The sequence below is a fragment of the Streptomyces sp. NPDC107654 genome (genome assembly GCF_055639035.1).
This window is the reverse complement of record NZ_JBVKBI010000023.1, coordinates 99,467-124,927: the sequence shown is the minus strand read 5'-3', so window position 1 is coordinate 124,927 and position 25,461 is coordinate 99,467. Positions and strand designations below refer to the sequence as shown.

The window sequence follows — 25,461 nt, the reverse complement described above, 5'->3', positions numbered from 1 at the left end:
GGCTGGACTGGTACAACTACCACCGACCCCACACCGGCATCAGCGGCCAACCACCAGCCAGCCGCGTCACCAACCTCTCCGGACAGCACACCTAGAGCGTCCGCCCCATTTCCGCGACCAGGTCGGCGATGCGCTGCTCGTCCCGCTTGTAGTGGGTCCACTTGCCCACCCGGGTCGCGCGGACCAGGCCCGCGCGCTGGAGCTCCGCCATGTAGGCCGACACCGTCGACTGCGCCAGCCCGGCCTTGGCCTGGATGTGGCTCACGCACACACCCACCTCGGCCGGGTCCGCGATGGCGGCCTCCATCGGGAAGTGCCGCTCCGGCTCACGCAGCCAGCGCAGCATCTGCAGCCGCACCGGGTTGGACAGCGCCCGCAGCGCGTTGACCAGGTCCGGGTCCGGGGTGAGGGCGGTGTCCGTCATGCCTGCGGAGTATAGGCGCCGCCGACGTTTCGAGGAACGTCGATGCGATCCGCTCGACGCTCCCGGGCCGCGCGCCTGTCACTCCGCCTCGCGCGGTCGCAGGTCCACGATGCGGCGGATCTTGCCCACCGACCGTTCCAGCGACTCCGGCTCCACGATCTCCACGTCGACCGACACACCGATGCCGTCCTTGACCGCGGCGACGATGGCCCGGGCGGCAGCCTCCCGCACCTCGGGCGGCGCGTCCGGGCGGGCCTCGGCCCGGACGGTCAGCGCGTCCATCCGGCCCTCCCGGGTCAGACGCAACTGGAAGTGCGGTGCCACACCGGGCGTGCGCAGCACGATCTCCTCGATCTGGGTCGGGAACAGATTGACCCCGCGAAGGATCACCAGGTCGTCACTGCGCCCGGTGATCCTCTCCATCCGCCGGAACGCCCGAGCCGTGCCGGGCAGCAGCCGCGTCAGGTCCCGAGTCCGGTACCGGACGACCGGCATGGCCTCCTTGGTCAGCGAGGTGAACACCAGCTCGCCCCGCTCGCCCTCCGGCAGCACCTCACCGGTGATCGGATCGACGATCTCCGGATAGAAGTGGTCCTCCCACACATGGAGACCGTCCTTGGTCTCCGCGCACTCCTGGGCCACACCCGGACCGATCACCTCGGACAGCCCGTAGATGTCGACGGCGTCGATCGCGCACCGCTCCTCGATCTCCCGCCGCATCCGCTCGGTCCAGGGCTCGGCCCCGAAGACGCCCACCCGCAGCGACGTACCGCGCGGGTCCACGCCCTGCCGCTCGAACTCGTCCAGCAGGGTGAGCATGTAGGACGGGGTCACCATGATGACCGACGGGCGCAGGTCCTGGATCAGCTGCACCTGCCGGGCCGTCATGCCGCCGGACGCGGGGACGACCGTACAGCCGAGGCGCTCGGCGCCGTAGTGGGCGCCCAGACCGCCCGTGAACAGCCCGTAGCCGTACGCCACATGGACGACGTCCCCCGGCCGGCCGCCGGCCGCCCTGATCGACCGTGCCACCATGTCGGCCCACAGGGAAAGGTCGTTGTCGGTGTAGCCGACCACCGTGGGGCGGCCCGTGGTGCCGCTGGAGGCGTGCAGTCGGCGGATCCGCTCCCGGGGCACGGCGAACATGCCGTAGGGGTAGTTCTCCCGGAGGTCGGCCTTGGTGGTGAAGGGGAAGCGGGCCAGGTCGGCGAGCGAACGGCAGTCCTCCGGGCGGACGCCGGCCTTGTCGAAGGACTCCCGGTGGAACGGCACGTTCTCGTACGCGTGCCGCAGTGTGGAGCGCAGCCGCTCCAGCTGCAGCGCCCGCAGCTCCTCGGCCCCGAGCCGTTCGCCCGCGTCGAGCAGGTCCGCCACATCCGACATCGCGACGTCTCCCTCACCACCAGCAGCTTTCGGCCGACCGATCATTCGGTCGACCCGTTCGGGGCCAGTAATCCAGGCCGCGCGGCCGGAATCAAGAGGGCAGCGGGAATTTTCCGTGGGTGACCTCGTGCCGCGTGATCTTCCACGGCGTGATTTCCCGTCCGGTGTGTCCGGGGGCATCGCGTGCCGGGGGCGCACGGCCCGAAGGGCGTTGCGCCCCCGGGGCCTCCGACTCGATGATCGACGGCATGCCCACCTTCCCCACGACCGACGGCACCCGGCTCGCCTACCACCTGCGCGGTGAGGGCGAGCCGCTCGCCGTGCTGCCCGGCGGCCCGATGCGTGCCTCCGCCTACCTCGGCGACCTCGGTGGACTGACCGCCCACCGCCGGCTGGCCCTCCTCGACCTGCGGGGCACCGGTGACTCGCAGGTGCCGGCGGACCCGGCGACGTACCGCTGCGACCGGATGGTCGAGGACGTGGAGGCATGGCGGGCCCACATGGGTCTGGAACACATGGATCTGCTCGCCCATTCGGCGGGTGCCGCCCTGGCGATGCTCTACGCGGCCCGCCACCCGCACCGGATCCGACGGCTGCTGCTGATCAGCCCAACCCGTCCGCCCTCGGCCTGCGAGCCACGCCCGAGGACCGGCTGGCCGCGGCCCGGCTGCGCGCGGACGAGCCGTGGTTCGGACCGGCGTTCCCCGCCTTCCGGTCCTGGCTCCTGGGGGAGGCCGAGTTCGACGACGTGTTCCTGCCGTTCTTCCACGGCCACTGGGACGCCACCGCCCGCGCCCACACGGACGCCGAGCTGGACGAGACCAACGAGGAGGCGGGCGAGCACTACTTCGCCGAGGGCGCCTTCACCCCGGACGCGACCCGGACCGCCCTCGCCGCCCTGACCGCGCCGGTCCTCGTGTACGCCGGCGAGGTCGACGGAGGCCCCTGCCCCGACCTCGCCCGCCGCACCGCCGAGGCCTTCCCGGACGCCGAGTGCACCGTCCAGCCCGGCGCCGCCCACTACCCGTGGCTGGACGACCCGGAGTGGTTCGTGCGCCGGACGCTCGCCTTCCTCGACCGCTGACCGGCCTCAGCGCACGGTGGGCCGTACGCGCCGAGGAACCGGTCCCGGAACGCGTCCGAAGCCCAGGTCGAGGCTTTTGAGCAGGGCCAGCAGCCCGGTCAGCAGGCCCCCGGCGGCGGCGCACACGGGCCGGGCCCGGGCCGGCAGCGCGAGCAGCAGGGCGGCGAGCGCGATGCCCTCGGCCGGCAGGCGCAGGAACGCGCCCGGGACGAGGCCGTCCAGCCGGTTCGGCAGCAGCAACGCACCCAGCAGGAGGACGGCGGCGAGCACGGACGCGCAGGCGGCGGCGCAGCGCCTGACGCGGACGCTCCGGCGGCCGGGCGCGCTGGTGTCAGTCGTCCGGCCAGGCGTGAGGTGAGGCACCCGGGGTCCTTCCGTGCGGGCCGCCGGCCGTCACCCGGGGGTCCGTGAACGGCACGGTCGTGCGCTCAGAGTAATCACCCGTGGTGGTGCCGGCCGCCGGGAACACCGCCCGGACTACGGCTGCTGCTCCGACGCCACCTCGCGTGCCCACCGGTAGTCGGCCTTGCCGCTCGGCGACCGCTGGACGACGTCGGTGATCACCAGCCGGCGGGGCACCTTGTACCCGGCCAGGCGGGTACGGCAGTGGCTCTGGATGTCGGCGAGCGAGGGCCGCGGTGCTCCCGGGCGCAGCTGCACCACGGCCGCCACCTGGTTGCCCCACCTGCTGTCGGGCACACCGGCGACCAGTGCGTCGTACACATCGGGGTGCGCCTTGAGCGCCTGCTCGACCTCCTCCGGGTACACCTTCTCGCCACCCGTGTTGATGCACTGCGAGCCCCGGCCCAGGACGGTGACCACACCATCGGCGTCGACCGTCGCCATGTCGCCCAGCAGAACCCAGCGCTGCCCGTCCTTCTCGAAGAACGTCCCGGCTGTGGCCCCCGGGTCGTTGTAGTAGCCCAGCGGGACATGGCCGCACTGCGCGACCCGGCCCACCTCGCCGGGTGCCACCGGCTCGCGCGTCGCCGGATCCACCACCGCCGTACGGGAGTTGACGCGGATCCGGAAACCGCGTTCGGGTCCCGCGTCCTCGGTCGCGGTGCCGTTGAAGCCCGACTCCGAGGAACCGAAGTTGTTCAGCAGCACCGCGTTCGGGAGCAGCTCGCGGAACTGCCGGCGCACCGTCTCCGACATGATCGCGCCCGACGACGAGACACTGAACAGCGCCGAGCAGTCCGTGCCCTTCAACGGGCCGGCGAGCGCGTCGATCAGCGGCCGGAGCATCGCGTCACCGACCAGCGACATGCTGGTGACCCGCTCCCGCTCCACGGTCCGCAGCACCTCCTCCGGCAGGAACTTGCGGTGCAGCACGACGCGTTGACCGAAGTTGAAGCCGATGAACGCGGTGAGTGTCGACGTGCCGTGCATCAGCGGGGGAGTGGGGAAGAAGGTGATTCCGGCGCCGCCCGCGGCGACCCGCCGCGCCAGCTCCTCCGGTTCCCTCACCGGCTTCCCGGTCGGCGCCCCGCCGCCCAGCCCGGCGAAGAACAAGTCCTCCTGACGCCACATCACACCCTTGGGCATGCCCGTCGTACCGCCGGTGTAGATGACGAACAGGTCGTCCCCGGAGCGCGCGGGGAAGCCCCGCCCGGGCGACCCGGCGGCCTCCGCCTCGGTGAAGGGCACCGTTCCGGGAACGGCCTCGGTGAAGGGCACCCCCTCCGGGCCCGCCGCCCCCGCCCGCGCGGCCGATCTGCCCACCCGCAGCAGATGCCGCAGCTTCGGCGCCCGCGGCAGCGCCCCGGCCACCCGGTCCTCGAACTCCGCGTCGAAGACCAGCGCGACCAGGTCGGCGTCCCGGTAGAGGTACACCAACTCGTCCTCGACGTAACGGTAGTTGACGTTCACCGGGACGATCCTGGCCTTCAGGCAGGCCAGCACCGTCTGCAGGTACTCGACCCCGTTGTACAGGTGCAGGCCCAGGTGCTCACCGGGGCGTACACCGCTGTCCAGCAGATGGTGCCCGATGCGGTTGGCGGCGGCGTCCAGCTCGGCGTAGGTCAGCCGGCGCTCCGCGCCCGTCCCGGGATGGTCGAGGTACACGAGCGCCTCGCGGTCCGGGACCACGTCGACGACCGACTCGAACAGGTCGGCAAGGTTGTACTCCACCGCTTCCTCCTGACCCCGGCACGTCCCGGCGAGAGGCGCATCCGTCGGTTCGCCGGTCATCAGAGCAAAGGGCGCCGCAACTGGGAAGGGCCCGCGGCAATAAATCTGACTGCCTGTCAGAAAACCCTTGAAGTGCTTACCCGCCTCCTGCAACCTGTTCTCGTTCCGACCGAGGGGAGATGGCCCATGGGTGGGACGGAACACCTCACCGTGCAGCGGGAGGGCGCCACACAGGTGCTCACGCTCAACCGGCCCGACGCCAGGAACGCGCTCTCACTGGCGATGCTCGTCGGCCTGTACGACGGCTGGCTGGAGGCCGACGCGGACGACAGGGTCCGCTCGATCGTGCTCACCGGGGCCGGCGGCGCCTTCTGCGCCGGCATGGACCTCAAGGCGCTGGCCGGCGACGGCATGCAGGGGCAGCAGTACCGTGACCGGCTGAAGGCCGATCCCGACCTGCACTGGAAGGCGATGCTGCGCCACCACCGTCCCCGCAAACCGGTGATCGCCGCCGTCGAGGGCCCCTGCGTCGCGGGCGGGACCGAGATCCTCCAGGGCACGGACATCCGGGTCGCGGGCGAGTCCGCGACCTTCGGACTGTTCGAGGTCAGACGCGGTCTCTTCCCGATCGGCGGCTCCACCGTCCGCCTCCCGCGCCAGATCCCGCGCACCCACGCCCTGGAGATGCTGCTCACCGGACGCCCCTACAGCGCGCAGGAGGCCGCCCGTATCGGCCTGATCGGGCACGTCGTCCCGGACGGCGGCGCACTCGGCAGGGCCCTGGAGATCGCCGACCGGATCAACGCCTGCGGTCCGCTGGCCGTGGAGGCCGTCAAGGCGTCGGTGTACGAGACCGCCGAGATGACCGAGGCCGACGGCCTCGCCGCCGAACTCGCCCGGGGCCGGCCCGTGTTCGACACCGCCGACGCCAGGGAAGGCGCCCGCGCCTTCGCGGAGAGGCGGCCCCCCGTCTACAAGCGCGCGTGACGCTCCGCCGGGGTCGGCGGACCGCCGCCCGCGCCCCTGCGGGCCGCCCTCGGTGGGCCGGGCCCACGCGGCGGAGCGTCCATGCCACGGCCCCGCCCCCGGCAGGACCCGCGCCCGCCCCGCACGGCCCCGCGCCCTCACCGCCGACCTCCCAAGGAAGCAGCCCATGCCAGACGTCCTCACCGCCCCGCTCGTCGTGGAGTTCCCGTTCACCCGCTCCCTCGGCCCCGTCCAGAGCGCCTTCCTCACCGGCCTGCGGGAGCGCGTCGTCCTCGGTGTGAGGACGAACGACGGCCGCACCCTCGTCCCGCCCGTCGAGTACGACCCCGTCACCGCCGAGGAGATCCGCGACCTCGTCGAGGTCGCCCCCACCGGCACGGTCACCACCTGGGCCTGGAACCCCGAACCCCGCCGCGGGCAGCCCCTCGAAACGCCCTTCGCCTGGGTCCTGGTCCGGCTCGACGGCGCCGACACCGCCCTCCTGCACGCCCTCGACGCCCCCGGCCCCGACGCCGTGCGCACCGGGATGCGCGTCCGCGTGCGCTGGGCCGGGGAACGCTCCGGCGCCATCACCGACATCGCCTGCTTCGAGCCGCACGACGGCGAGGCGGTCCGGCCGACGGGCCATGCCGGCGCGTTCGCGGAAGCGATCAAGCGTGTCGTCGTGCCCGCCCGCCTCGACTACACCTACTCCCCGGGACGCGCCCAGTCCGACTACATCCACGCCCTCGCCGAGCGGCGCACGGTCGGTGAACGCTGCCCCTCCTGCCGGAAGGTGTACGTCCCGCCGAGGGGTGCGTGCCCCACATGTGGCGTCGCCACCACGGAACACGTCGAAGTGGGTCCCCGGGGCACGGTGACCACCTTCTGCATCGTCAACATCAAGGCGAAGAAGCTCGACATCGAGGTGCCCTACGTCTACGCCCACATCGCCCTGGACGGCGCCGACCTGGCGCTGCACGCCCGTATCGGCGGCATCCCCTACGACCAGGTGCGCATGGGCCTGCGCGTCGAACCCGTGTGGACGGAAGGGGCCCGCCACCCCGACCACTACCGGCCCACCGGCGAACCCGACGCGGCGTACGACACCTACAAGGAGCTGCTGTGACCAGCGAGGAAGCCCCCGGCCCCCGGGACATCGCCGTCGTCGCCTTCGCCCAGACCGACCACCGGCGCTCCACCGCCGAGTCCTCCGAGGTCGAGATGCTCATGCCGGTCCTGCACGACGTCCTGGCCCGGACCGGCCTGCGGACCTCCGACATCGGCTTCACCTGCTCCGGCTCCAGCGACTACCTCGCGGGCCGCGCCTTCTCCTTCACCCTCGCCCTCGACGGCGTCGGCGCCTGGCCGCCCATCTCCGAGTCGCACGTCGAGATGGACGGCGCCTGGGCCCTGTACGAGGCCTGGACCAAGCTGCTCACCGGCGACGCCGACACCGCGCTCGTCTACTCCTACGGCAAGTGCTCGCCCGGCTCCGTGAGGGACGTCCTCACCCGCCAGCTCGACCCGTACTACGTCGCCCCCCTGTGGCCCGACGCCGTAGCCCTCGCCGCCCTCCAGGCCCAGGCACTCATCGACGCCGGCCACACCGACGAACCCGCGCTCGCCGCCGTCGCCGCCCGCAGCAGGTCCGACGCCACCGCCAACCCCCACGCCCAGCTCACGGGCCATGTCCCGCAGGGCGACTACGTGGTACGGCCCCTGCGCACGGGCGACTGCCCGCCCGTCGGCGACGGCGCCGCCGCCGTGATCCTCGCGGCGGGGGAGCGGGCCCGCCGGCTGTGCGAGCGGCCCGCCTGGATCCGGGGCATCGACCACCGCATCGAGGCCCACGGCCTGGGCGTACGCGACCTCACCGACTCACCCTCCACCCGGCTCGCCGCCGAGAAGGCGGGCGCCTTCGAACGTCCCGTCGACACCGCCGAGCTGCACGCCCCGTTCAGCGCGCAGGAGGTGGTCCTGCGCCGGGCCCTGCGGCTGGACGACAGCGTGCGCGTCAACCCCTCGGGCGGCGCGCTCTCCGCCAACCCCGTCATGGCCGCCGGGCTGGTCCGCATCGGCGAGGCCGCCGCCCGCATCCACCGCGGCGCCTCCGACCGCGCCCTCGCCCACGCCACCTCCGGCCCCTGCCTCCAGCAGAACCTGGTCGCCGTCCTCGAAGGGGACCCACGATGAGCAAGGAACCCGTGGCCGTGGTCGGGATCGGCCAGACCCGGCACGTCGCCGCCCGCCGGGACGTGTCGATCGCCGGCCTCGTCCGCGAGGCCGCCCGGCGCGCCCTGGACGACGCGGCCCTGACGTGGGCCGACGTCGACGCCGTCGTCATCGGCAAGGCGCCCGACTTCTTCGAGGGCGTCATGATGCCCGAGCTGTACCTCGCCGACGCGCTCGGCGCCGTCGGCAAACCCATGCTGCGGGTGCACACCGCCGGCTCCGTCGGCGGGTCCACCGCGCTGGTCGCCGCGAACCTGGTGGCCGCGCGCGTCCACGGCACGGTCCTCACCCTCGCCTTCGAAAAGCAGTCCGAGTCCAACGCCATGTGGGGCCTGTCCCTGCCCATCCCCTTCCAGCAGCCCCTGCTCGCCGGAGCCGGAGGCTTCTTCGCCCCCCATGTGCGCGCCTACATGCGGCGCAGCGGCGCCCCCGACACCATCGGCGCCCTCGTCGCCTACAAGGACCGGCGCAACGCCCTGAAGAACCCCTACGCCCACCTCCACGAACACGACATCACCCTGGAAAAGGTGGTGGCGTCCCCCATGTTGTGGGACCCCATCCGCTACTCCGAGACCTGCCCGTCCTCCGACGGCGCCTGCGCCATGGTCCTCACCGACCGCGCCGGAGCCGCCCGCGCGCCCCGCCCGCCCGCCTGGATGCTCGGCGGCGCCATGCGCAGCGAGCCCACCCTGTTCGCCGGGAAGGACTTCGTCTCCCCCCGGGCCGGCCGGGACTGCGCCGCCGACGTCTACCGGCAGGCCGGCATCGCCGACCCGCGCCGGGACGTCGACGCCGCCGAGATCTACGTGCCGTTCTCCTGGTACGAGCCCATGTGGCTGGAGAACCTCGGTTTCGCCGAGGAGGGCGAGGGCTGGAAACTCACCGAGTCCGGCGTCACCGAACTCGACGGCGACCTGCCCGTCAACATGTCGGGCGGGGTGCTGTCCACCAACCCCATCGGCGCCTCCGGCATGATCCGCTTCGCCGAGGCCGCCCTCCAGGTGCGCGGCCAGGCCGGCGAACACCAGCTGGACCGGGCCCGCAGGGTGCTCGGACACGCCTACGGCGGCGGCTCGCAGTTCTTCTCCATGTGGCTCGTGGGCTCCGCGCCCCCCGACTCCTGACCGCCCGCCCGGGAAGGCCCGGCCGGGAGGACCCGGCCGGACTCCGCGAAGGTCGTCCCCGCGTGCCCTGTCCGCCGTAGCGACCGGTCGCTAGGCTGGCCCGCGGACGACGAACCGGGAGGAGCACGGACGTGGCCGAGAGCACCATCCAGCAGCAGCCGCTCGTGGGCTGGGACAAGCCGGAGCTGGACCTCAGCAGCGCGCAGTGGCAGTCCAGCAGCCGAGGCCTGGGCGATGTCCAGATCGCCTTCGTCGAGGGCTTCATCGCGATGCGCAACAGCCGCCGCCCGGAGAGCCCGTCCCTGATCTTCACCCCCGCGGAATGGGGCGCCTTCGTCTCCGGTGCGCGCGAAGGCGAGTTCGATCTCACCTGAACCGGGGGTGTCGAGACCGGATTTCCGGACACGCGACCGACAGCGCCCCGCCGGGGACCGGACCTGAGCGAGGCTGGCCCCAGCAAGGGGGAAGGTCGTGTTCCGGAGGTGAGGTAAGGATGAGCGCTGCGCCGGTCATCGCCGCGGTCGACGGGTCCGCTGACAGCCTGCGCGCCCTGGACTGGGCCCTGGACGCCGCCCGCCGCCGCGCGGCACCGCTGCGGGTGGTGCACGCACGGCAGTACGCCGCCTGGGGCCAGGCCGACGTCCTGGTCGCCGGGCCGCCCGACGTGGAGGGCGACCCGGTCCTCGACGAGGTGCGCGCCCGGCTCGCGGACCGTGCCGGGGACCAGATCGTGGAGTACGTCGCGCTGGAGGGCGTGCCGGGGGCCGTCCTGCCCGAACTGGGCAGCGACGCCCAGCTGTTGGTGCTCGGCTCCCGGGGCCGCGGCGGCTTCGCCAGCCTGCTGCTCGGCTCCAACGGGCTCGCCGCCGCCCGGGACGCCGAGTGCCCCGTGGTGGTCGTCCCCCGGCCCGACCGCGAGGTGCACGGCGAAGGGCCCGCCGAGCCCGGGCCCCGGGTGGTCGCCGGCGTGCACGCCGACAGCCCCGACGACGGCGTCCTCTCCTTCGCCTGCGCCGAGGCCGCACGGCGCGGCGCCCGGCTCCAGGTGATCGCCGCCTACCCGTGGCCGCTGCAGACCTGGTCCGCACCCGGCCAGATGGTGCCGCCGCCGGTCGATCAGGACGCCGTGGAGCACGAGACACGGGTCCTCGCCGAGGGCTTCCTCGCCCCGCACCGGGAGCGCCACCCCGAGGTCCGTGCCTCCGTCGAGGCACTGCCCGGCGACGCGGCCGGCCACCTGGTCGCCGCCTCCAGGGACGCCGACCTGGTCGTGGTCGGCCGGCACCGGCGACGGCTGCTGGCCCCGGCCCGCATGATGGGCTCCGTCACCCAGGCGGTGCTGTTGCACGCGGCGAGCCCGGTCGCGGTGGTCCCGCCGGCCCCGCCGGAGGACTGAGACGGGCACCGCCTAGCAGAGCGCACGGCGGCCCGCAATCCGTCCGGTGCCGACCCCGGCACCGACGGCTGTGGTGCCCGGCGCCATGGTTCCCGGACACACCCGAACCTATGGTTCCGCCACCCCCGGTGCTCCAAGGCGCCGTCCCCGCGCGGGAGCGGCCGGGGCCCGTGTGTCCACCGAAGGAGCCGCCATGCCCCAGCCACCGTCCCGCACGGCGCGCGGAGCACCACCCCGCGCCCGCCTCCTGCTCCGCCTCCTCGCCGTCCTCGCCGTAGTCCTCGGCACCGCACTCGCCGCCCCCGCACCCGAGGCCCGCGCCGCCGTCACACTCACCCGGGTGACCGACTTCGGGACCAACCCGGGCGCCCTCACCATGTACGTCCACCGGCCCGCCACCCTGCCGGCCCACCCGCCGGTCGTCGTCGCCCTGCACGGCTGCACCCAGAGCGCCCAGGTCTACGCCGACAACTCCGGCCTGCCCCAGCTCGCCGACCAGGACGGCTTCCTGCTGGTGCTCGCCGAGACCTCCACCGCCAACAACCCGAACAGGTGCTTCAACTGGTTCCAGTCCGGTGACAACCGGCGCGGCCAGGGCGAGGCCCTGTCCGTCCGGCAGATGGTGAGCCACGCCGTCACCGCCTACGGCGCCGACCCCGGGCGCGTCCACGTCACCGGACTGTCCGCCGGCGGCGCCATGACCGCCGTCATGCTCGCCACCTACCCCGACGTGTTCTCGGCGGGCGCCGTCGTCGCCGGCCTGCCCTACGACTGCACCCGGGACAACAGCCCCTACACCTGCATGAACCCCGGCGTCGACCTGAGCCCGGCCGACTGGGCCCAGCGGGTGCGCGACGCCCATCCCTCGTACACCGGGCCGTGGCCGCGCGCCGCGATCTGGTACGGCGACCAGGACACCACCGTCGTACCGCGCAACGCCACCGAACTGCGCGACCAGTGGACGGCCCTGCACGGCCTGTCCCAGACGCCCACCCGGACCGCCGCCATCGGGCCCGACGCCACCCGGCAGGACCAGTACCTGGCCGCCGACGGCACGGTCGCCGTCGAGGTCGACCGGGTCCCGGGCATCGGACACGGCACCCCGGTCGACCCCGGCACCGGCAGCGAACAGTGCGGCAGCACCGGTGCCCCGTACTTCCCCGACTCGATCTGCTCCAGCCGCTGGATCGCCCGGTTCTTCGGCCTGGACACCACCGGCCCCGGCGATCCCGGCCCCGGCGACCCGGGTGACGGCGGCACCGCCGCCTGCTGGACGGCGAGCAACTACGCCCAGGTACAGGCCGGCCGGGCCACCACCGGCGGCGGCTTCACCTACGCCAAGGGGTCCGGCCAGAACATGGGCCTGTACAACACGTTCGTCACCCACACCCTGAAAGAGTCGCCCACGGGCTACTTCACCCTCGCCGACAGCGCCTGCCCCTGACAGGGAGCCCGGCACCGACACAGCCGCCATGGTGGCCGCACCCCCCTAACGGGTCGTGATCATGGCGGCTCCACACATGTCCGCAACCCCCACACCCGCCCTAGCCTCCAGCGCGTCCCCAACCCGCCGGAGGAACCGCATGCCGCCCCACCCCAGCCCACCGCTCGGCCGCCGTCCACGGCCCGCCCGCCGTACCCGCCGCACCGCCCTGGGCGCTCTCTCCCTCGCCGCCGCCTGCTCCCTCCTGGTCACGCCCGCCACCGCGGCTCCCACCCCGGGGACACCCGACGCACACTGCGCCGGCCGCACCCGGCTGCACGTCCCCGGCGCCGCCCGCCAGCAGGCCGACTGCCTGGACGAGCTGACCACCGCCGGGACCGTGGCCACCGGCCACACCGACCCGGGCGACTACGCGGGCCTCACCCCCAAGGACCTGCCCACCCCCTCGGGTGTCCCCGGCATCCAGATCGACGGCTACTTCCCCGACGGCTCCACCACCAACACCAACCACGGCTGGCACCACGACGCCCAGTTCGTCATCCGTCTGCCCGACCACTGGAACGGCGGCCTGGTGGTCGCCGGCACGCCGGGCAACCGCGAGCAGTACGCCAACGACCGGGCCATCGCCGACTGGGTGCTCGCCCGCGGCTACGCCTACGCCGCCACCGACAAGGGCAACACGGGGACCGCCTTCTTCCGCGACGGCCGCCGGCCCGGCGACGCCATCGCCGAATGGAACACCCGCCTCACCCAACTCACCCACGCCGCCCGCACCGTGGTGGCCCAGCGCTACCACCGGCCCCCGGCCCGCACCCTCGCCACCGGGATGTCCAACGGCGGCTACCTGGTCCGCTGGCAACTGGAGAACCACCCCGAGCTGTACGACGGCGGAGTCGACTGGGAGGGCACCCTCTGGCGCGCCGACGGCCCCAACCTGCTCACCTCCCTGCCGACCGCGCTGCGTCACTACCCCGCCTACGCCGCCGGCGGACCCGGCGCCGCCGAGGCCCGGACGGCACTGCACCGGGCCGGCTTCCCGGCCGGATCCGAGTTCCTGTGGCCGTACCACCACCAGGTCTACTGGGACCTCACCCAGCGCATCTACCGCGAGGAACTCGACCCCGGCTACGACGGCGCCACCGAGGCGGGCACCCCGTACTGCGCCTCCGGCACCCCCGGCTGCGACGCCGACTACGACTACGCGGCCCGCCCCGCCGCCGTCCACCGGGCGGTCGGCCGCATCGCCCTCACCGGACGCGTCGGCAAGCCCCTGATCACCCTCCAGGGCACCCTCGACGTACTGCTGCCGATCAGCGAGGACTCCGACGTCTACGCCCGCATGGTCCACGAGGCGGGCCGCGGCTCCCTGCTGCGCTACTACCGCGTCGAGGACGGCACCCACACCGACGCGCTGGCCGACGCCTTCCCCGGCCGGCTCCGCCCGATGGTGCCCTGCCACCGCGCGGCCTTCGAGGCCCTGGAACGCTGGATCGCGGGGGACGCCGTCCCCCCGGCCGACCACACGGTCCCGCGCCCGCCCGACGCCACACCGGCCACGCTGCTGACCAGCTGTCCCCTGGGCTGAGCGGGGTGCGAGCGGGCCCGACGGACCCGCACATGATCGTTCACCCCGTCACGGCACTTCCCGGGGAGCCCACGTACCATGGCCGCATGTCGTTCCTCCGCCGCCGCAGCGCGACCCCTGCCGGACCCGACTTCGACGTGCTGGCCATGGACCCGGGCGACTGGCCGGGCAACCTCGGTGCGGGCCTGCTGCCCGCGCCCGACGGCACCTGCCAGGGCGTCTTCCTGCGCTACGACCTGTTCGGCGGACGCGGCCCCGCCATGATCATCGGCAATCTGCCGGAGGGCTCCCCGGCCCGCGACGTCACCGACGGGGAGATCCCCTTCGAGGTGGGCCAGCTGCTGCTGGCGCTGGAGAACGACGAGGAGATCACCGTCGTCGGTGTCGAGGACACCCCGGTGCTCCAGGGCGACAACCTCCTGATCGTGCGGCGGCTGAAGCTCTCCGAGAGCCGGATCTCCTGCGTCCAGTTCGACCGCAGCGACGGCGTCCTGGTGACCATCGCCGCCTGGGACCGCCCCATCACCGACGACCTGTACGCCCTGCTGAAGCCGCTCCCGGCGGAGCTCTTCCAGCAGGGCTGAGACACGGCGGGGATCAGGGGCAGGCCCGGGAAGCTGCCGACCGGACTAGCGGGCGGCGGCTTCGAGCGTCACGTCGGCGGCCCGGACGAACGCGATCCGGTGGCCGTACTGGATCTCGTAGTACAGGTCCTCGCCCGCCACGACCCGGTGCGAGTCGGGGGTGAAGGTGACCGCGTAGTAGTACTCGCCCGGCACCTCGTCACCGACCACGTACCGCTGTCCGGCGGGGATCGTGTACGGCAGCGGCACCACCGACTGCGCGGGGACGCCCGCCGGGTAGGCCTCCTTCTCCGGATAGGCACGGCCGTACACCGGGACGCTCGCCAGTCCCTGCCTCGGCGTCACCACGAGACCTCGCGCGGGCACGGCCGCCGGGTCCTTGGGCGGGTTGCGGAACCAGGCCTTCTGCCCCAGGTACCAGATGGCCGTCCAGGCGCCCCAGCGGTCGGCCACCGCGTAACTCTGACCGGTGGAGACCCGCGAGGACAGATCGTTCACGCCGTCCGTCGGGTCCGTCTTCAGGCCGATGTCCCTGACCAGCGGGGCGGCCTCGTCGTGGTCCGTGTACAGCCGCACCTCGCTGGAGCCGTGCGCCGTGCACGGCTCGCCCTTGGTGGTGCAGCCGGTGTAGACGGGCCGGTTGGAGGCGTAGTCCGGCAGCACCGTCACCACCCCGGAGCGGGGGCCGGCCGTGCGCCGGAACGGGTGGCCGAGCAGCTGGAAGTAGTGGCGCCAGTCCCAGTACGGGCCGGGGTCCGTGTGCATCCCCGGGATGCTGGACGCGGTCGGCCCGGGCACGTTGTCGTGGCCCAGGATGTGCTGTCGGTCCAGCGGGACGTCGTACGTCCGGGCGAGGTACCGCACCAGCCGGGCCGACGACCGGTACATCGCCTCCGTGTACCAGGCGTCCGGCGCGGCCAGGAAGCCCTCGTGCTCGATGCCGATCGACTTGGCGTTGACGTACCAGTTGCCCGCGTGCCAGGCCACGTCCTTCGCCTTGACGTGCTGGGCGATCAAACCGTCGGTCGAGCGGATCGTGTAGTTCCACGACACATAGGTGGGGTCCTGGACCAGTTTCAGGACCCCGTCCCAGGAGCCCTCCGTGTCATGGATGACGATGTACCTGATGCTCTGCGAGTCCGGGCGGTCGCCGAGGTCGTGGTTGCCGTAGTCGTTGTCGCCGAACTCCTCGTACGGCGCCGGGACCGACTCGCACGACACCGACTTCGGGCACTCGGTGCCGTCGGCCGGCAGGGTGCGCAGCCCGGCCCGCCCAAGCGGGGCGGTGTCGGCGGTCAGCCGCGGCTGCGCGGCCAGGGTCACCAGCTGGCCGTCGTCCGTGGTGCGTTCCTCGCCGGTGCGCAGCACGTCGTACACGTCGTCGGCGTACGCGGCGGCGGTCGCCCTGTCGTCGGCGCCGGAGAAGACGGCCACCGCGCCGTACCAGTCGGCCGGGTCGGCGCTCGGCGGCTCGCCTAGCCGCTTCTGCGCGGCGGCGAGCAGGGCGGCGCCGCCGGCCACGTTGGCCGCCGGGTCGGTGCGCAGCTCTTCCGCCGGCAGGCCGGACAGCTCCGCGGCCCGCGGCAGCGTCTTCAAGCGGGCCGGAAGCGCCGACTCGGCCGGCGCCTCGGCGGTGGGACGCAGCGCGGCCCGGGCGGAGTCGCCCCGTGCGTCCTCCGTCCCCTCGGCGAAGTGTTCCGTGGCGGCGATCGCCGTGCGCGCGTCGGTGAGGTGCATCGGGCCGTAGCCGCCGGTCACACTCGGCGCGCCGCCGTGGGCGTCCCAGCGGGACTGGAGGTAGGAGACGGCCAGCAGAACGCTCTGCGGTACGTGGTACTCGGCCGCCGCGGCGGCGAACGCGTGCTGCAGCCGGTGCGTGGAGGAGTCCGTGGCGGTGGGGGCCGGGGCCGCGCCGAGCAGGGGCAGCAGCAGGGCCGCGGAGGAGAGCGGGACGGCGGTTCGCCGCAGACGTCTGTGGCCGGGGGTCGACGTGGGGTCGGTGGCGGATCCTCGCAATGCGGCCTCCTGTGACGGGCGGAGCGTGGCGGGGCGTGCGGCGCCGAGCTGGGTCAGTGGTACCGGCTTGCCGACGATCCGTCAATGATGCCCACAGGATGGCGATTTACCACGTCACGGAGGGTTTCCGGCGAGTTTCGCGGCGGCGGTGCGCGGGCCTGCGGGGCGTCACTGGCATACACCAGTGGCCACCCGCGCGAGGCGGACACGAAAGCGCGGGGGCGGACACGGCGCGGCCGGCCCTGCGGTGCAGCCGCCGGCGGTGCGTGAGGCCGCGGCCCGAGGGGAGCAAGCGCCGGCGCGGACACGAAGGTCCGCGGTGCGCCGCCGCTCAGGGCGCACCGCGGAGCCGTCGTCCCCGTCAGCGAGTGCCGACCGCCGCGCGGACGGCCCTGCGGGCCATCTGACAGTCGTCGTGCAGCCGCCTGAGCAGCAGCCGCTGTTCCTCGCCGGACGGCGCGGCACCCGGGTGGGCCGCGCCCGGTGCCACCGGGGCCGCGTCGTGCATCGAACGCTGCACGGCCGTCTCGTACGTACGGATCTCCCGGGTCAGCAGGAGCATCAGGTTCACCAGGAAGGCGTCCCGGGAGGCCGGGCCGGCCGACTGGGCGATCTGGCTGATCTGCCGCCGGGCCACCGGCGCGTCCCCGAGGACCAGCCACAGCGTCGCCAGGTCGTACCCCGGCAGATACCAGCCCGCGTGCTCCCAGTCCACCAGCACTGGACCGGCCGGTGACAGAAGGATGTTCGAGAGCAGGGCGTCGCCGTGGCAGAACTGGAGCATGCCGTGCCGTCCCACCTCGTGGGCGATGCCGTGCAGCAGCTTCTGCAGGTCGCCGAGGTCCCGGTCGGTGAGCAGGCCCAGTTCGTGGTACCGGGAGATCCGGGCCGCGTAGTCCAGCGGCATGTCGAAGGTGCCCGCCGGGGGCCGCCAGGCGTTCACCCGGCAGATCGCGCCGAGCGCGGCCCGGATGTCCGCGCGGGGCGGCGCCTCCGTGGGGTGCCGCTGGAACGCCGCCGTCCGGCCCGGCATGCGCTCGATCACCAGCGTGCAGTTGTCCGGGTCCGCCGCGATCAGCCTCGGCACCCGGACCGGCGGCCGGTGCCGGACGAACGAGCGGTATGCGGCTATTTCCTGACGGCTCCGCTCCACCCAGGCCGGCGAATGGTCCAGGAGACACTTGGCCACGGCCGTGCTGCGTCCCGTCGTCCCGACGAGAAGGACGGACCGTCCGCTGCGCCGCAGGACCTGCACCGGGGCGAACTCCGGGCAGATCCGGTGCACCGCGGCGAGCGCGGTGCGCAGCTGCGCACCCTGGGGGCCGGACAGGTCGAGCCTCCCGCTGAGCGGCTGGGTCCCGGGCTGGCCGGGGATCCGCCGGGGGCGGGCCCCGACCGGTACGGGGCCGCTCGGTCGGGCCGCCGGATCGAGGTACGGCCCGCCGCCCGCCGGGCGGGGGCGCAGCGGACGGGGCGGGGCGGACACGGAGGACGATGCTGCGTACATGGGAGAACAGATCCCTTCGTGTGCCTGCGGTGCCTGCCTGTGCGTCTCACGCGCAACCCGTCCCGGCCGCCCGGGCACACCCTGGGGAGAGTGCCCGGCAGTTGCCGTCCTGTGCCGTCACGCGCCCTCGGGTGGAAGGCGGCGACCGGGTCGGGGTGGCGCTTTCCTACCTGACACCCGATGCCCAGTGGCACACCATCTGGCGGACCCTGGCGAACCCTGGCGAATAGTCGCCCGGCAACCTCCGCGGGGCTACTGTCAACTCAGCCGAGAACCTGGGGGCTTGACGTGAGCGGACAACCCAACACCCGACTGGCGGACCTGTTCGGCCTGGCCGGCTGGTCGAAGGGCGAACTCGCGAGACTGGTCAACCGGCAGGCGGCGGCCATGGGCCACCCCCAGCTGGCGACCGACACCTCCCGGGTGCGGCGGTGGATCGACACGGGAGAGATCCCGCGCGATCCGGTGCCGCGGGTGCTGGCGGCTCTGTTCACCGAGCGTCTCGGCCGTGTCGTGACCATCGAGGACCTCGGTCTGGTGCGGCACGGGCGTGCAGGGAAGCGGCAGCCCGACGGGATCGAGGAACATCCCGAAGGAGTGCCGTGGGCGCCCGAACGGACCGCCGCGGTCCTCACCGAATTCACGGGAATGGACCTCATGCTCAACCGACGCGGCTTGGTGGGCGCGGGCGCCGCGCTCGCCGCGGGATCCACGCTCAGCAGCGCCATGTACGACTGGCTGCACACCGACCCGGCCCTGAAGGCCGACGCTCCTGTCCTCGACGACCCCCTGCACGCCGACCCCGCCGGGTTCGACCGGTACGAGGCCGCCCCCATCGGGTCCCAGGAGATCGAGGAACTGGAGCGCTCGGTCGAGGTGTTCCGCGCCTGGGACGCGGCCCGTGGCGGCGGGCTGCAGCGCAAGGCGGTCGTGGGGCAGCTCAACGAGGTGGGCGGCATGCTCGCCTACCACCATCCACCCCATCTCCAGCGGCGCCTGTGGGGCGTCGCCGCCAACCTGGCGGTCCTCGCGGGCTGGATGTCGCACGACGTCGGCCTGGAGCCCACGGCGCAGAAGTACTTCGTCATCGCCGCCCACGCCGCCAGAGAGGGCGGGGACCGCCCGCGCGCCGGTGAGGCGCTGTCCCGGGCGGCCCGGCAGATGGTGCACCTGGGCCGCCCGGACGACGCCCTGGACCTGATGAAGCTCGCCCAGTCCGGGGCCGGCGACCGCCTGCAGCCGCGGACGAAGGCGATGTTCCACACCATCGAGGCCTGGGCGCAGGCGTCGATGGGCAAGGGCCAGGCCATGCGCCGCACGCTCGGGCAGGCGGAGGACCTCTTCGTCTCCGACCGGCAGGACGTGGAACCACCGGACTGGATGCAGACCTTCAAGGACGAGGACCTGTACGGCATGCAGGCGCTCGCCTACCGCACCCTGGCGGAGTTCGACCCGGACGCGGCGGCGCACGCGCAGTACTACGCGGAGAAGGCCCTCGCGCTGCGCGTCGACGGCCGGGAACGCTCGAAGATCTTCGACCATCTGTCCATGGCGTCGGCCTGTTTCATCGCCGACGACCCGGAACAGGCCGACCGCTACGCACGGCTGGCCCTGATGTCCATGGGGTCGAACTCCTCGCGTCGCACCTGGGACCGGCTGCGGCAGATGTACCGGCTGACCGCGGAGTACGCCGGCTATCCGACGATCCACGAGCTGCGGGAGGAGATCAGGCTCGCTCTGCCCAAGCCGAGGCCCAGGACCGACGGCAGCAGCGCACAGGCATAGGGGGCCTGTGCGCCGTCCGGCCCCACGGGGTCGGCTGCCGTCACGCGGTGACCTTGGCGACGAGCACGCACGCGTCGTCCTCGCGCCCGGCCCCGCCGAACTCCTCGACGACCGTCCGCACACAGTCCTGCGCGGTGCGCGCCGCGCCGAACCGTGGGGCGAGGCCGAGCAGCCGGTCCACGGCCGCTGTCCTGCCGTGGCCCGACATCAGCCCGTCGGTGTGCAGGAGGAGCAGGTCGCCGGGGTGCAGGGGGACGACGGACTGTCCGTAGACGGCGCCCGAGGAGGCACCGAGGAGGACGCCGTCCGGTGCGTGCAGTGGGTGCCCCGTCCCGTCGCGGTACAGCAGCGGGGCGGGGTGTCCCGCCTGCGCCCAGACCAGGGTGCGGTCCTCCGGACGGTAGTGGCAGCAGACGGCGCTGCCGAGGGCGGGCTGCACGGTGGTGTCGAGTAACTGGTTGAGCAGGGTGAGCAGATGACCGGGCTGTGTGCCGGCCAGTGCCATGCCGCGTAAGGCGCCGAGCAGCATCGCCATGCCGGAGGCGACGGCCACGCCCTGTCCGGTGAGGTCGCCGACGGTGAGCAGGGTCTGGCCGTCGGACAGCTCCAGCGCGTCGTACCAGTCCCCGCCGATCAGTGTGGGGGTGGCGGCCGGGAGGCGGTGGGCGGCCAGGTCCAGCGCGGCCGGCCCCTGGTGCGGGAGCCGCAGGGAGCCGCGCCATGGCGGTAGCACGGCTTCCTGCAGCTCTGCCGCGATCCGGTGCTCGGTCCGCTCCCGCCGGCGGTGGTGGTGCAGCGAGTCACGGGTCTCGCGCACCGTCCGCTGGCTGCGGCGCAGTTCGCTGACGTCGCGCAGCACGGCCCACATGGAGGTCGTGCCGCCGTCGGCGCCGAGCACGGGTTCGCCCATCATGTGCACGGTCCGCACGGAGGTGTCGGGCCGTACGACACGGAACTCGCCGTCGATCGGCTTGGCGTCGACCAGGCAGTCCGTGACCATCGCGGTCAGCTTGGGCCGGTCCTCCTCCAGGACCAGGCTGGGCAGCTCGTCCAGGGTGAGGGCGGGGCGGGCCGGGTCGAGGCCGAGGATCTGGTACAGCTCCCCGGACCAGGTGGCCTCGTCGGTCAGCAGGTCCCACTCGGCGCTGCCGACGCGGCTGAGCAGTGAGCCGCTCGGGGCGCCGGCCGGTGCGGTCCGTCCGGCGGGCGGCCGGGCGGGCGGTACGTCGGGTTCGGCGGGGGCGGGGCCGTCCCGCAGTTGCGCCAAATGGGCGTCCAGGTCGTCCAGTTGGTGCGCGGCGAGGTCGTACAGGGCGCGCTGCCAGCGTTCCTCGGGGTCCGTACCGTCACTCCGGGTGTCCCGCCGTACGGCGTCCACGTCACCCTTGAGCCGCCGTGCCTGTGTTATCAGCGCCTCGACCGAGCCGCGCCCGGGCGGCTGGGCGGCTGGGCGGTCCGCGGAGACTGGGGACGGCATGACGCACTCCGATGGGGGGACGAAACGGCGGGGACGACGGGGGACCGCTACGACTGTTGCACAGCCCGCGACGCGCTGTAAGGGATTTGGCAACACACGATACGGTGGTGCTTCTGGCATATGCCAGAGTCTTCCCGGACTGTTCCGAAGGTACGGATGACGTAGGCGCGGGAGTCGTCAAGTCGTACGTCACTTACGCGAGTTGAGGCAGGCGGGCAGTCCACGGACCGGTGTTCAGGCGCGTGTTCGTCGCTTCTCTGTTCCATGATGGCGCGGCGCGGCCGGTACCGGTCGAACTCTGACCGGAATTGACGCCATGCGAGGAGCCCCCGCGGACTCCTAAGGACATGGACATCACCGTCGAACAGCTCGCCGAAGCCCGGCTGGTCACCGCCCAGGACCGGGAGGTCATGGTGCCGGCCACCCTGCGCTACACCGCCGTCGATCCCCTCGCCGTGTTCGTGGACTTCCCGGCCGAGGCCGCGCTGCACGGCGAGGAGGTCACCTGGACCTTCGCGCGCACCCTGCTCGACCAGGGCCTGCGGGCTCCCGCCGGCCACGGCGACGTGCAGATATGGCCGTACGGCCGGACCCGCACGGTCGTGGAGTTCCACTCGCCGCACGGCATGGCCCTGCTCCTCTTCCCGGCCTCGGCGCTGCGGTGCTTCCTCCTGCGCACGTACGACGTGGTGGCGTCCGGGCAGGAGGACGTGGCCGGGGTGGTGGAGCGGGGGCTGAGCGCGCTGTTCGGTGGGGTGTGAGCGGCGGATGGGGGCCGCGCGCCTGTCGCTCCTGTTCGTCCCCGCCTCATGCGCGGGTACGGCCGCTGACGAGGCCGCACGCGCTCCGGCCGGCGGTGTGCCGCGGGGGCACCCCCCTGGGCGAGGGCGGAGCGGACGACGGGGCGGCGAGCGTCAGCGGCCGGCGGCGTACGGCTCCGGGCGCGGGGCGAGGTCGACGGCCACCCGGCGGCCCGAGTCCAGGGCCCGGACCCCCGCCTCGGCGACGACGGAGGCCGCGTAGCCGTCCCAGGCGTCCGGGCCGGTGACCTCGCCGCGGCGGGCCGCGTCGACCCACGCCTGCACCTCACGGTCGTAGGCGTCGGCGAAGCGGACGAGGTAGTCCTGGGCCACCTCCTCGCGGGCGGTGCCCCCTGCGGTGACCACCATGGTGCGCTCGTCGCCGATCCGGGCGCTGCCCGCCTCGCACACGGCCTCGCAGCGCACCTGGTAGCCGAAGCCGCAGTTGACGAAGACCTCCACGTCCACCAGGGCGCCCCGCTCGGTCTCGAAGAGCACGAACTGCGGGTCCAGCAGGCCCTCGGGCGCCCCCGGGGACGGTGTGGGCCGCAGCACGGTGACCGCCGTCAGCTCCTGTCCGAGCAGCCAGCGGGCCGCGTCGATCTCGTGCGAGACCGAGCTGTTGACGAGCATGGCGCTGGTGAAGCCGGCGGGGGAGGAGACGTTGCGGTGCGTGCAGTGCAGCATCAGGGGCCGGCCCAGGCCGCCCCCGTCCAGCAGGGCCTTCAGCCGCCGGTACTCGGCGTCGTAGCGGCGCATGAAGCCGATCTGGGCCAGGCGGCGGCCGATCCGTGCCTCGGCCTCCACGACCCGCAGCGCGCCCGCGGAGTCCGGAACCATGGGCTTCTCGCACAGCACCGGCAGCCGGCGGGCGAAGGCGGCGAGCAGCGCCTCCTCGTGCGCGGGCCCGGGGGAGGCGATCAGGACCGCGGCGACGCCCGGCGCGTCCAGCGCGGCCACCGGGTCCGTGTGCACGGTGACCCCGTCCAGGCCGGCCGCCGCCTCCTCCGCCCGGTCGACATCGGGGTCGGCCACCGCGGCGACCCTGGCTCCACTGACCACTCGGTCGAGACGCCGTATGTGATCGGCCCCCATGTGTCCGGCACCCAGTACCGCCACGCCCAGCAGGTCACCCATGTGCGCGCTCCCTTACGCCGACGATCACGCCGTAGCGTACGCCGACGCAAGAGAGCCGCTGTGGCGGTGTGCTCCCGGCGATTTCCGGGATTTCCGGGGATCAGTACCGCAGCACTCCGGCGATCCCGGCGGCGTCGCCGAGCGCCCCGTCGGGCACGAAGCGGACCTCGGCGCCGGTCTGCAGGCACTGCTCGACGATCTCGTCCACGATGTCGTCGCGGGCGTCCGGATCACCGGGTTCCGCCGGCACCAGGTGCTCGCCCAGATCGCGGACCGTGGCCCGGAAGTTCTCCTCCACGGCCAGCAGCCGGACCCGGCCCTCTAGGGCGCTCTGCCGCAGCTCGTCCAGCCCGGCCGCGTACGTCCGGTGACCGCGCGCCGAGGTCAGCTCCCCGACCACGGCGGTGGTGTCCTTGCGGGACTCCTCCGCGAGCACCGGCCGCAGCGCCTGCCAGACGGCCTCGGGGCCGGCGTGTCCGAGACCGCCGCGCGGGACGTGGACGGCCGCCTTGGCGACGCTGCCGACCTCGTCCATCAGGGACAGGGCCTCCTGGTCGCCCATGACGTACAGCGGCCGGGGCTGCTCGCGCAGGACGGTGGCCATGGCGGTGTCCGCCTCGCGCAGGAACTGACGGGTGCCCTCGTCGCTGAAGGTGCTCGGCAGCCCGCCCGTGCGCATCTGGCGCTCGGGGTCGAAGTTCACCTGCCGGCGCTCCAGCGGGAAGCCGCCCGAGCGGTCCCGCACGACACGCTGCTCGCCGCCGTTCCACAGGGTGACGCGGTCGGCGGAGACCGACAGCACCCAGTAGGGCCGCTCGGCGGCCTGTGCGGCCACCAGGTTGCGGGTGAGGAAGGTGTCGGACAGCACCACCCGCTCGGGGACGGCGCGCGCCAGGGACCACACCTGGTGCTCGCCGGGGGCGGCGAAGATGGCCAGGCCGTCCTCGGCGTGTGCCAGGTCCACCTCCGCCAGCGCCCGGTCGAGCTGTGCGACGACCTCGTTGCGCCGCTCACGGGTGACGGCGGGGTCGGCCTCCAGACGTCGGCGGGCCTCGGTGACCATGTTGCGCAGCCGGACGGGATCCTGGCCGTTCTCGGGTTCCCGGCGGTGCGTCGGGGTCAGCACGGACACCGCGGGATACGGGCGCGGGCGCCGCAGTTCGGCGAGGGTCGCGGGACTCAGTGCGTGCTCCATGACACGACGATAGGGCCGATTCACCTGTGCGGCATTCGGGGTAATCCGGACCCGGGTGTACCGCCGTTCCCACTGGAAGTCTCGGTCCGGCCGCCGGTGACGCGGGGGCCGGCGGGCGGTTACCGTACCGGTCGGTAACCGAAGCGCGCCGCACCCCGGGAGACACCATGCCGCAGCTCGACGTCGACGGAGCGAGACTGGCGTACGACGACGAGGGCCCCCGCGACGCGGCGGACGCGCCCCTGGTGTTCGTGCACGGCTGGACCGCGAACCGGCACCGCTGGGACCACCAGACGGCGCACTTCTCCGCACGGCGCCGGGTGATCCGGCCGGACCTGCGCGGGCACGGCGAGAGCACCGGGGCCGGGGTGCCCACCGTCGCCCACCTCGCGGCGGACGTCGTGGCCCTCCTGGACCACCTCGGGGTGGCGCGGTGCGTGCTGGCCGGCCACTCGATGGGCGGGATGGTCGCGCAGACGGTCGCCCTCGCGCACCCGGACCGGGTGGAGCGGATGGTGCTGGTCAACTCGATCGGCCGGATGACCTACAGCCGCGGCCGGGGCCTGCTGATGGCGGCCTCCACCCTCTTGCCGTACAGGCTGTTCGTGGCCGCCAACATCCAGCGGGCCTTCGCCCCGGGCCACCCGCGCGAGGAGGTCCGGGCGCAGATCCGCGCCTCCGCGGCCACCCCGCGCGAGGTCGTCATGACGCTCTACGGCGCGATGCGGGCCTTCGACGTCCTGGACCGGGCCGGCGAGATCGCCGTGCCGACCCTGATGGTGCACGGCTACCACGACGTCCAGCTGCCGGTGCGGCAGATGCTCCGGCTGGCCAAGGCCTGCCCCGACGCGGTCGTCCGCATCCTGGACGCGGGTCACGAGCTGCCGCTGGAGAAGCCGGCCGAACTCACCAAGGCGCTCGACTCGTTTCTGTCCGCGAAGCCGTGACACATCCGCGACTTGAGGAAGTTTTTGCCCGTGGCCGGATCTGGTCGCCCCTGATGCGAGAGCGCGCCGGTCCGTGCATTTTGCTGAGGCAAAACACGGCCGAAATCGTGGGGCTGCCGACCGGACCGGGTCGCGGCCGCGTTGACGCACCCGGGTGCCTGACGGAGGCTCGTCATATAGGTGCTCGATACAACTGGTTTGCCGGCCGGTCGTCCCTCACCGCGGAACCGCAGGTGAGG

Annotated in this window: 21 protein-coding genes and 1 pseudogene; 13 read left to right on the top strand and 9 right to left on the bottom strand. The window is 73.4% G+C overall.

Annotated features, from left to right (window positions below; genetic code table 11):
* Window positions 1-91: 91 nt before the first annotated feature.
* Both ACZ7N4_RS31265 and paaK read right to left on the bottom strand, forming a co-directional pair.
* The gene (locus tag ACZ7N4_RS31265; protein WP_471364867.1) at window positions 92-424 is read right to left on the bottom strand and encodes an ArsR/SmtB family transcription factor; all 333 of its coding nucleotides are present in this window, start codon (window positions 422-424) and stop codon (window positions 92-94) included.
* 78 nt (window positions 425-502) lie between these two features.
* Window positions 503-1,807 (bottom strand): phenylacetate--CoA ligase PaaK, encoded by a 1,305-nt coding sequence (gene paaK / locus ACZ7N4_RS31260; RefSeq protein WP_471364864.1) that lies wholly within the window; start codon window positions 1,805-1,807, stop codon window positions 503-505.
* A 248-nt stretch (window positions 1,808-2,055) separates the two neighbouring features.
* Between paaK and ACZ7N4_RS31255 the strand changes: the two are divergent.
* A pseudogene (locus ACZ7N4_RS31255) lies at window positions 2,056-2,891 on the top strand (alpha/beta fold hydrolase).
* Between the two features lie 6 nt (window positions 2,892-2,897).
* Here the strand turns inward: ACZ7N4_RS31255 and ACZ7N4_RS31250 are convergent.
* Both ACZ7N4_RS31250 and ACZ7N4_RS31245 read right to left on the bottom strand, forming a co-directional pair.
* Window positions 2,898-3,254 (bottom strand): hypothetical protein, encoded by a 357-nt coding sequence (locus ACZ7N4_RS31250; RefSeq protein ID WP_471364861.1) that lies wholly within the window; start codon window positions 3,252-3,254, stop codon window positions 2,898-2,900.
* A gap of 114 nt (window positions 3,255-3,368) precedes the next feature.
* On the bottom strand, window positions 3,369-5,024 hold the full coding sequence (locus tag ACZ7N4_RS31245) for an acyl-CoA synthetase (RefSeq protein WP_471364858.1): 1,656 nt from the start codon (window positions 5,022-5,024) through the stop codon (window positions 3,369-3,371).
* Window positions 5,025-5,210: 186 nt separating this feature from the next.
* On the opposite strand from ACZ7N4_RS31245, the gene ACZ7N4_RS31240 reads away from it, so the two are divergent.
* The 9 genes from ACZ7N4_RS31240 to ACZ7N4_RS31200 all read left to right on the top strand — a co-directional run bounded on the left by ACZ7N4_RS31240 (window position 5,211) and on the right by ACZ7N4_RS31200 (window position 14,358).
* Window positions 5,211-6,011, top strand: a complete 801-nt coding sequence (locus tag ACZ7N4_RS31240; RefSeq protein ID WP_471364855.1) for a crotonase/enoyl-CoA hydratase family protein — start codon at window positions 5,211-5,213, stop codon at window positions 6,009-6,011.
* 166 nt (window positions 6,012-6,177) lie between these two features.
* The gene (locus ACZ7N4_RS31235; protein ID WP_471364852.1) at window positions 6,178-7,119 is read left to right on the top strand and encodes a Zn-ribbon domain-containing OB-fold protein; all 942 of its coding nucleotides are present in this window, start codon (window positions 6,178-6,180) and stop codon (window positions 7,117-7,119) included.
* Complete coding sequence (locus tag ACZ7N4_RS31230; protein WP_471364848.1) at window positions 7,116-8,186, top strand: thiolase domain-containing protein; 1,071 nt, start codon at window positions 7,116-7,118, stop codon at window positions 8,184-8,186. The genes ACZ7N4_RS31235 and ACZ7N4_RS31230 overlap by 4 nt, the downstream gene beginning before the upstream one ends.
* The gene (locus tag ACZ7N4_RS31225; RefSeq protein ID WP_471364845.1) at window positions 8,183-9,349 is read left to right on the top strand and encodes a thiolase domain-containing protein; all 1,167 of its coding nucleotides are present in this window, start codon (window positions 8,183-8,185) and stop codon (window positions 9,347-9,349) included. The genes ACZ7N4_RS31230 and ACZ7N4_RS31225 overlap by 4 nt, the downstream gene beginning before the upstream one ends.
* A 131-nt stretch (window positions 9,350-9,480) precedes the next feature.
* Entirely contained in the window at window positions 9,481-9,723 is a 243-nt protein-coding gene (locus tag ACZ7N4_RS31220) for a DUF397 domain-containing protein (RefSeq protein ID WP_471364840.1), read from the top strand.
* A 119-nt stretch (window positions 9,724-9,842) separates the two neighbouring features.
* The gene (locus tag ACZ7N4_RS31215; RefSeq protein ID WP_471364837.1) at window positions 9,843-10,745 is read left to right on the top strand and encodes a universal stress protein; all 903 of its coding nucleotides are present in this window, start codon (window positions 9,843-9,845) and stop codon (window positions 10,743-10,745) included.
* A 193-nt stretch (window positions 10,746-10,938) separates the two neighbouring features.
* Window positions 10,939-12,189: an extracellular catalytic domain type 1 short-chain-length polyhydroxyalkanoate depolymerase gene (locus tag ACZ7N4_RS31210; RefSeq protein WP_471364834.1), complete on the top strand. Its 1,251-nt coding sequence runs from the start codon at window positions 10,939-10,941 to the stop codon at window positions 12,187-12,189.
* Window positions 12,190-12,328: 139 nt separating this feature from the next.
* A complete protein-coding gene (locus tag ACZ7N4_RS31205; protein WP_471364831.1) occupies window positions 12,329-13,774 on the top strand; it encodes a 3-hydroxybutyrate oligomer hydrolase family protein in 1,446 nt (481 codons plus the stop codon).
* A gap of 86 nt (window positions 13,775-13,860) precedes the next feature.
* The gene (locus ACZ7N4_RS31200; protein ID WP_471364828.1) at window positions 13,861-14,358 is read left to right on the top strand and encodes a hypothetical protein; all 498 of its coding nucleotides are present in this window, start codon (window positions 13,861-13,863) and stop codon (window positions 14,356-14,358) included.
* 45 nt (window positions 14,359-14,403) lie between these two features.
* Here ACZ7N4_RS31200 and ACZ7N4_RS31195 read toward each other — a convergent pair whose 3' ends face one another.
* Both ACZ7N4_RS31195 and ACZ7N4_RS31190 read right to left on the bottom strand, forming a co-directional pair.
* Window positions 14,404-16,374: an N-acetylmuramoyl-L-alanine amidase gene (locus ACZ7N4_RS31195; protein ID WP_471364825.1), complete on the bottom strand. Its 1,971-nt coding sequence runs from the start codon at window positions 16,372-16,374 to the stop codon at window positions 14,404-14,406.
* Between the two features lie 361 nt (window positions 16,375-16,735).
* Window positions 16,736-17,881: an aminoglycoside phosphotransferase family protein gene (locus tag ACZ7N4_RS31190; protein WP_471364822.1), complete on the bottom strand. Its 1,146-nt coding sequence runs from the start codon at window positions 17,879-17,881 to the stop codon at window positions 16,736-16,738.
* A 288-nt stretch (window positions 17,882-18,169) separates the two neighbouring features.
* On the opposite strand from ACZ7N4_RS31190, the gene ACZ7N4_RS31185 reads away from it, so the two are divergent.
* Entirely contained in the window at window positions 18,170-19,666 is a 1,497-nt protein-coding gene (locus ACZ7N4_RS31185) for a DNA-binding protein NsdB (RefSeq protein ID WP_471364819.1), read from the top strand.
* 40 nt (window positions 19,667-19,706) lie between these two features.
* Here ACZ7N4_RS31185 and ACZ7N4_RS31180 read toward each other — a convergent pair whose 3' ends face one another.
* Window positions 19,707-21,143, bottom strand: coding sequence for a PP2C family protein-serine/threonine phosphatase (locus tag ACZ7N4_RS31180; RefSeq protein WP_471364816.1), 1,437 nt, complete (start codon window positions 21,141-21,143; stop codon window positions 19,707-19,709).
* Window positions 21,144-21,490: 347 nt separating this feature from the next.
* Here ACZ7N4_RS31180 and ACZ7N4_RS31175 point away from each other — a divergent pair, with 347 nt between their 5' ends.
* On the top strand, window positions 21,491-21,904 hold the full coding sequence (locus ACZ7N4_RS31175) for an SsgA family sporulation/cell division regulator (RefSeq protein WP_471364813.1): 414 nt from the start codon (window positions 21,491-21,493) through the stop codon (window positions 21,902-21,904).
* A 153-nt stretch (window positions 21,905-22,057) separates the two neighbouring features.
* Here ACZ7N4_RS31175 and ACZ7N4_RS31170 read toward each other — a convergent pair whose 3' ends face one another.
* Both ACZ7N4_RS31170 and ACZ7N4_RS31165 read right to left on the bottom strand, forming a co-directional pair.
* The gene (locus ACZ7N4_RS31170) at window positions 22,058-23,080 is read right to left on the bottom strand and encodes a Gfo/Idh/MocA family protein (protein ID WP_471364810.1); all 1,023 of its coding nucleotides are present in this window, start codon (window positions 23,078-23,080) and stop codon (window positions 22,058-22,060) included.
* 100 nt (window positions 23,081-23,180) lie between these two features.
* Complete coding sequence (locus ACZ7N4_RS31165; RefSeq protein ID WP_471364807.1) at window positions 23,181-24,275, bottom strand: baeRF3 domain-containing protein; 1,095 nt, start codon at window positions 24,273-24,275, stop codon at window positions 23,181-23,183.
* Window positions 24,276-24,442: 167 nt separating this feature from the next.
* Here ACZ7N4_RS31165 and ACZ7N4_RS31160 point away from each other — a divergent pair, with 167 nt between their 5' ends.
* Complete coding sequence (locus tag ACZ7N4_RS31160) at window positions 24,443-25,222, top strand: alpha/beta fold hydrolase (protein WP_471364805.1); 780 nt, start codon at window positions 24,443-24,445, stop codon at window positions 25,220-25,222.
* The last annotated feature ends 239 nt before the right edge of the window (window positions 25,223-25,461 follow it).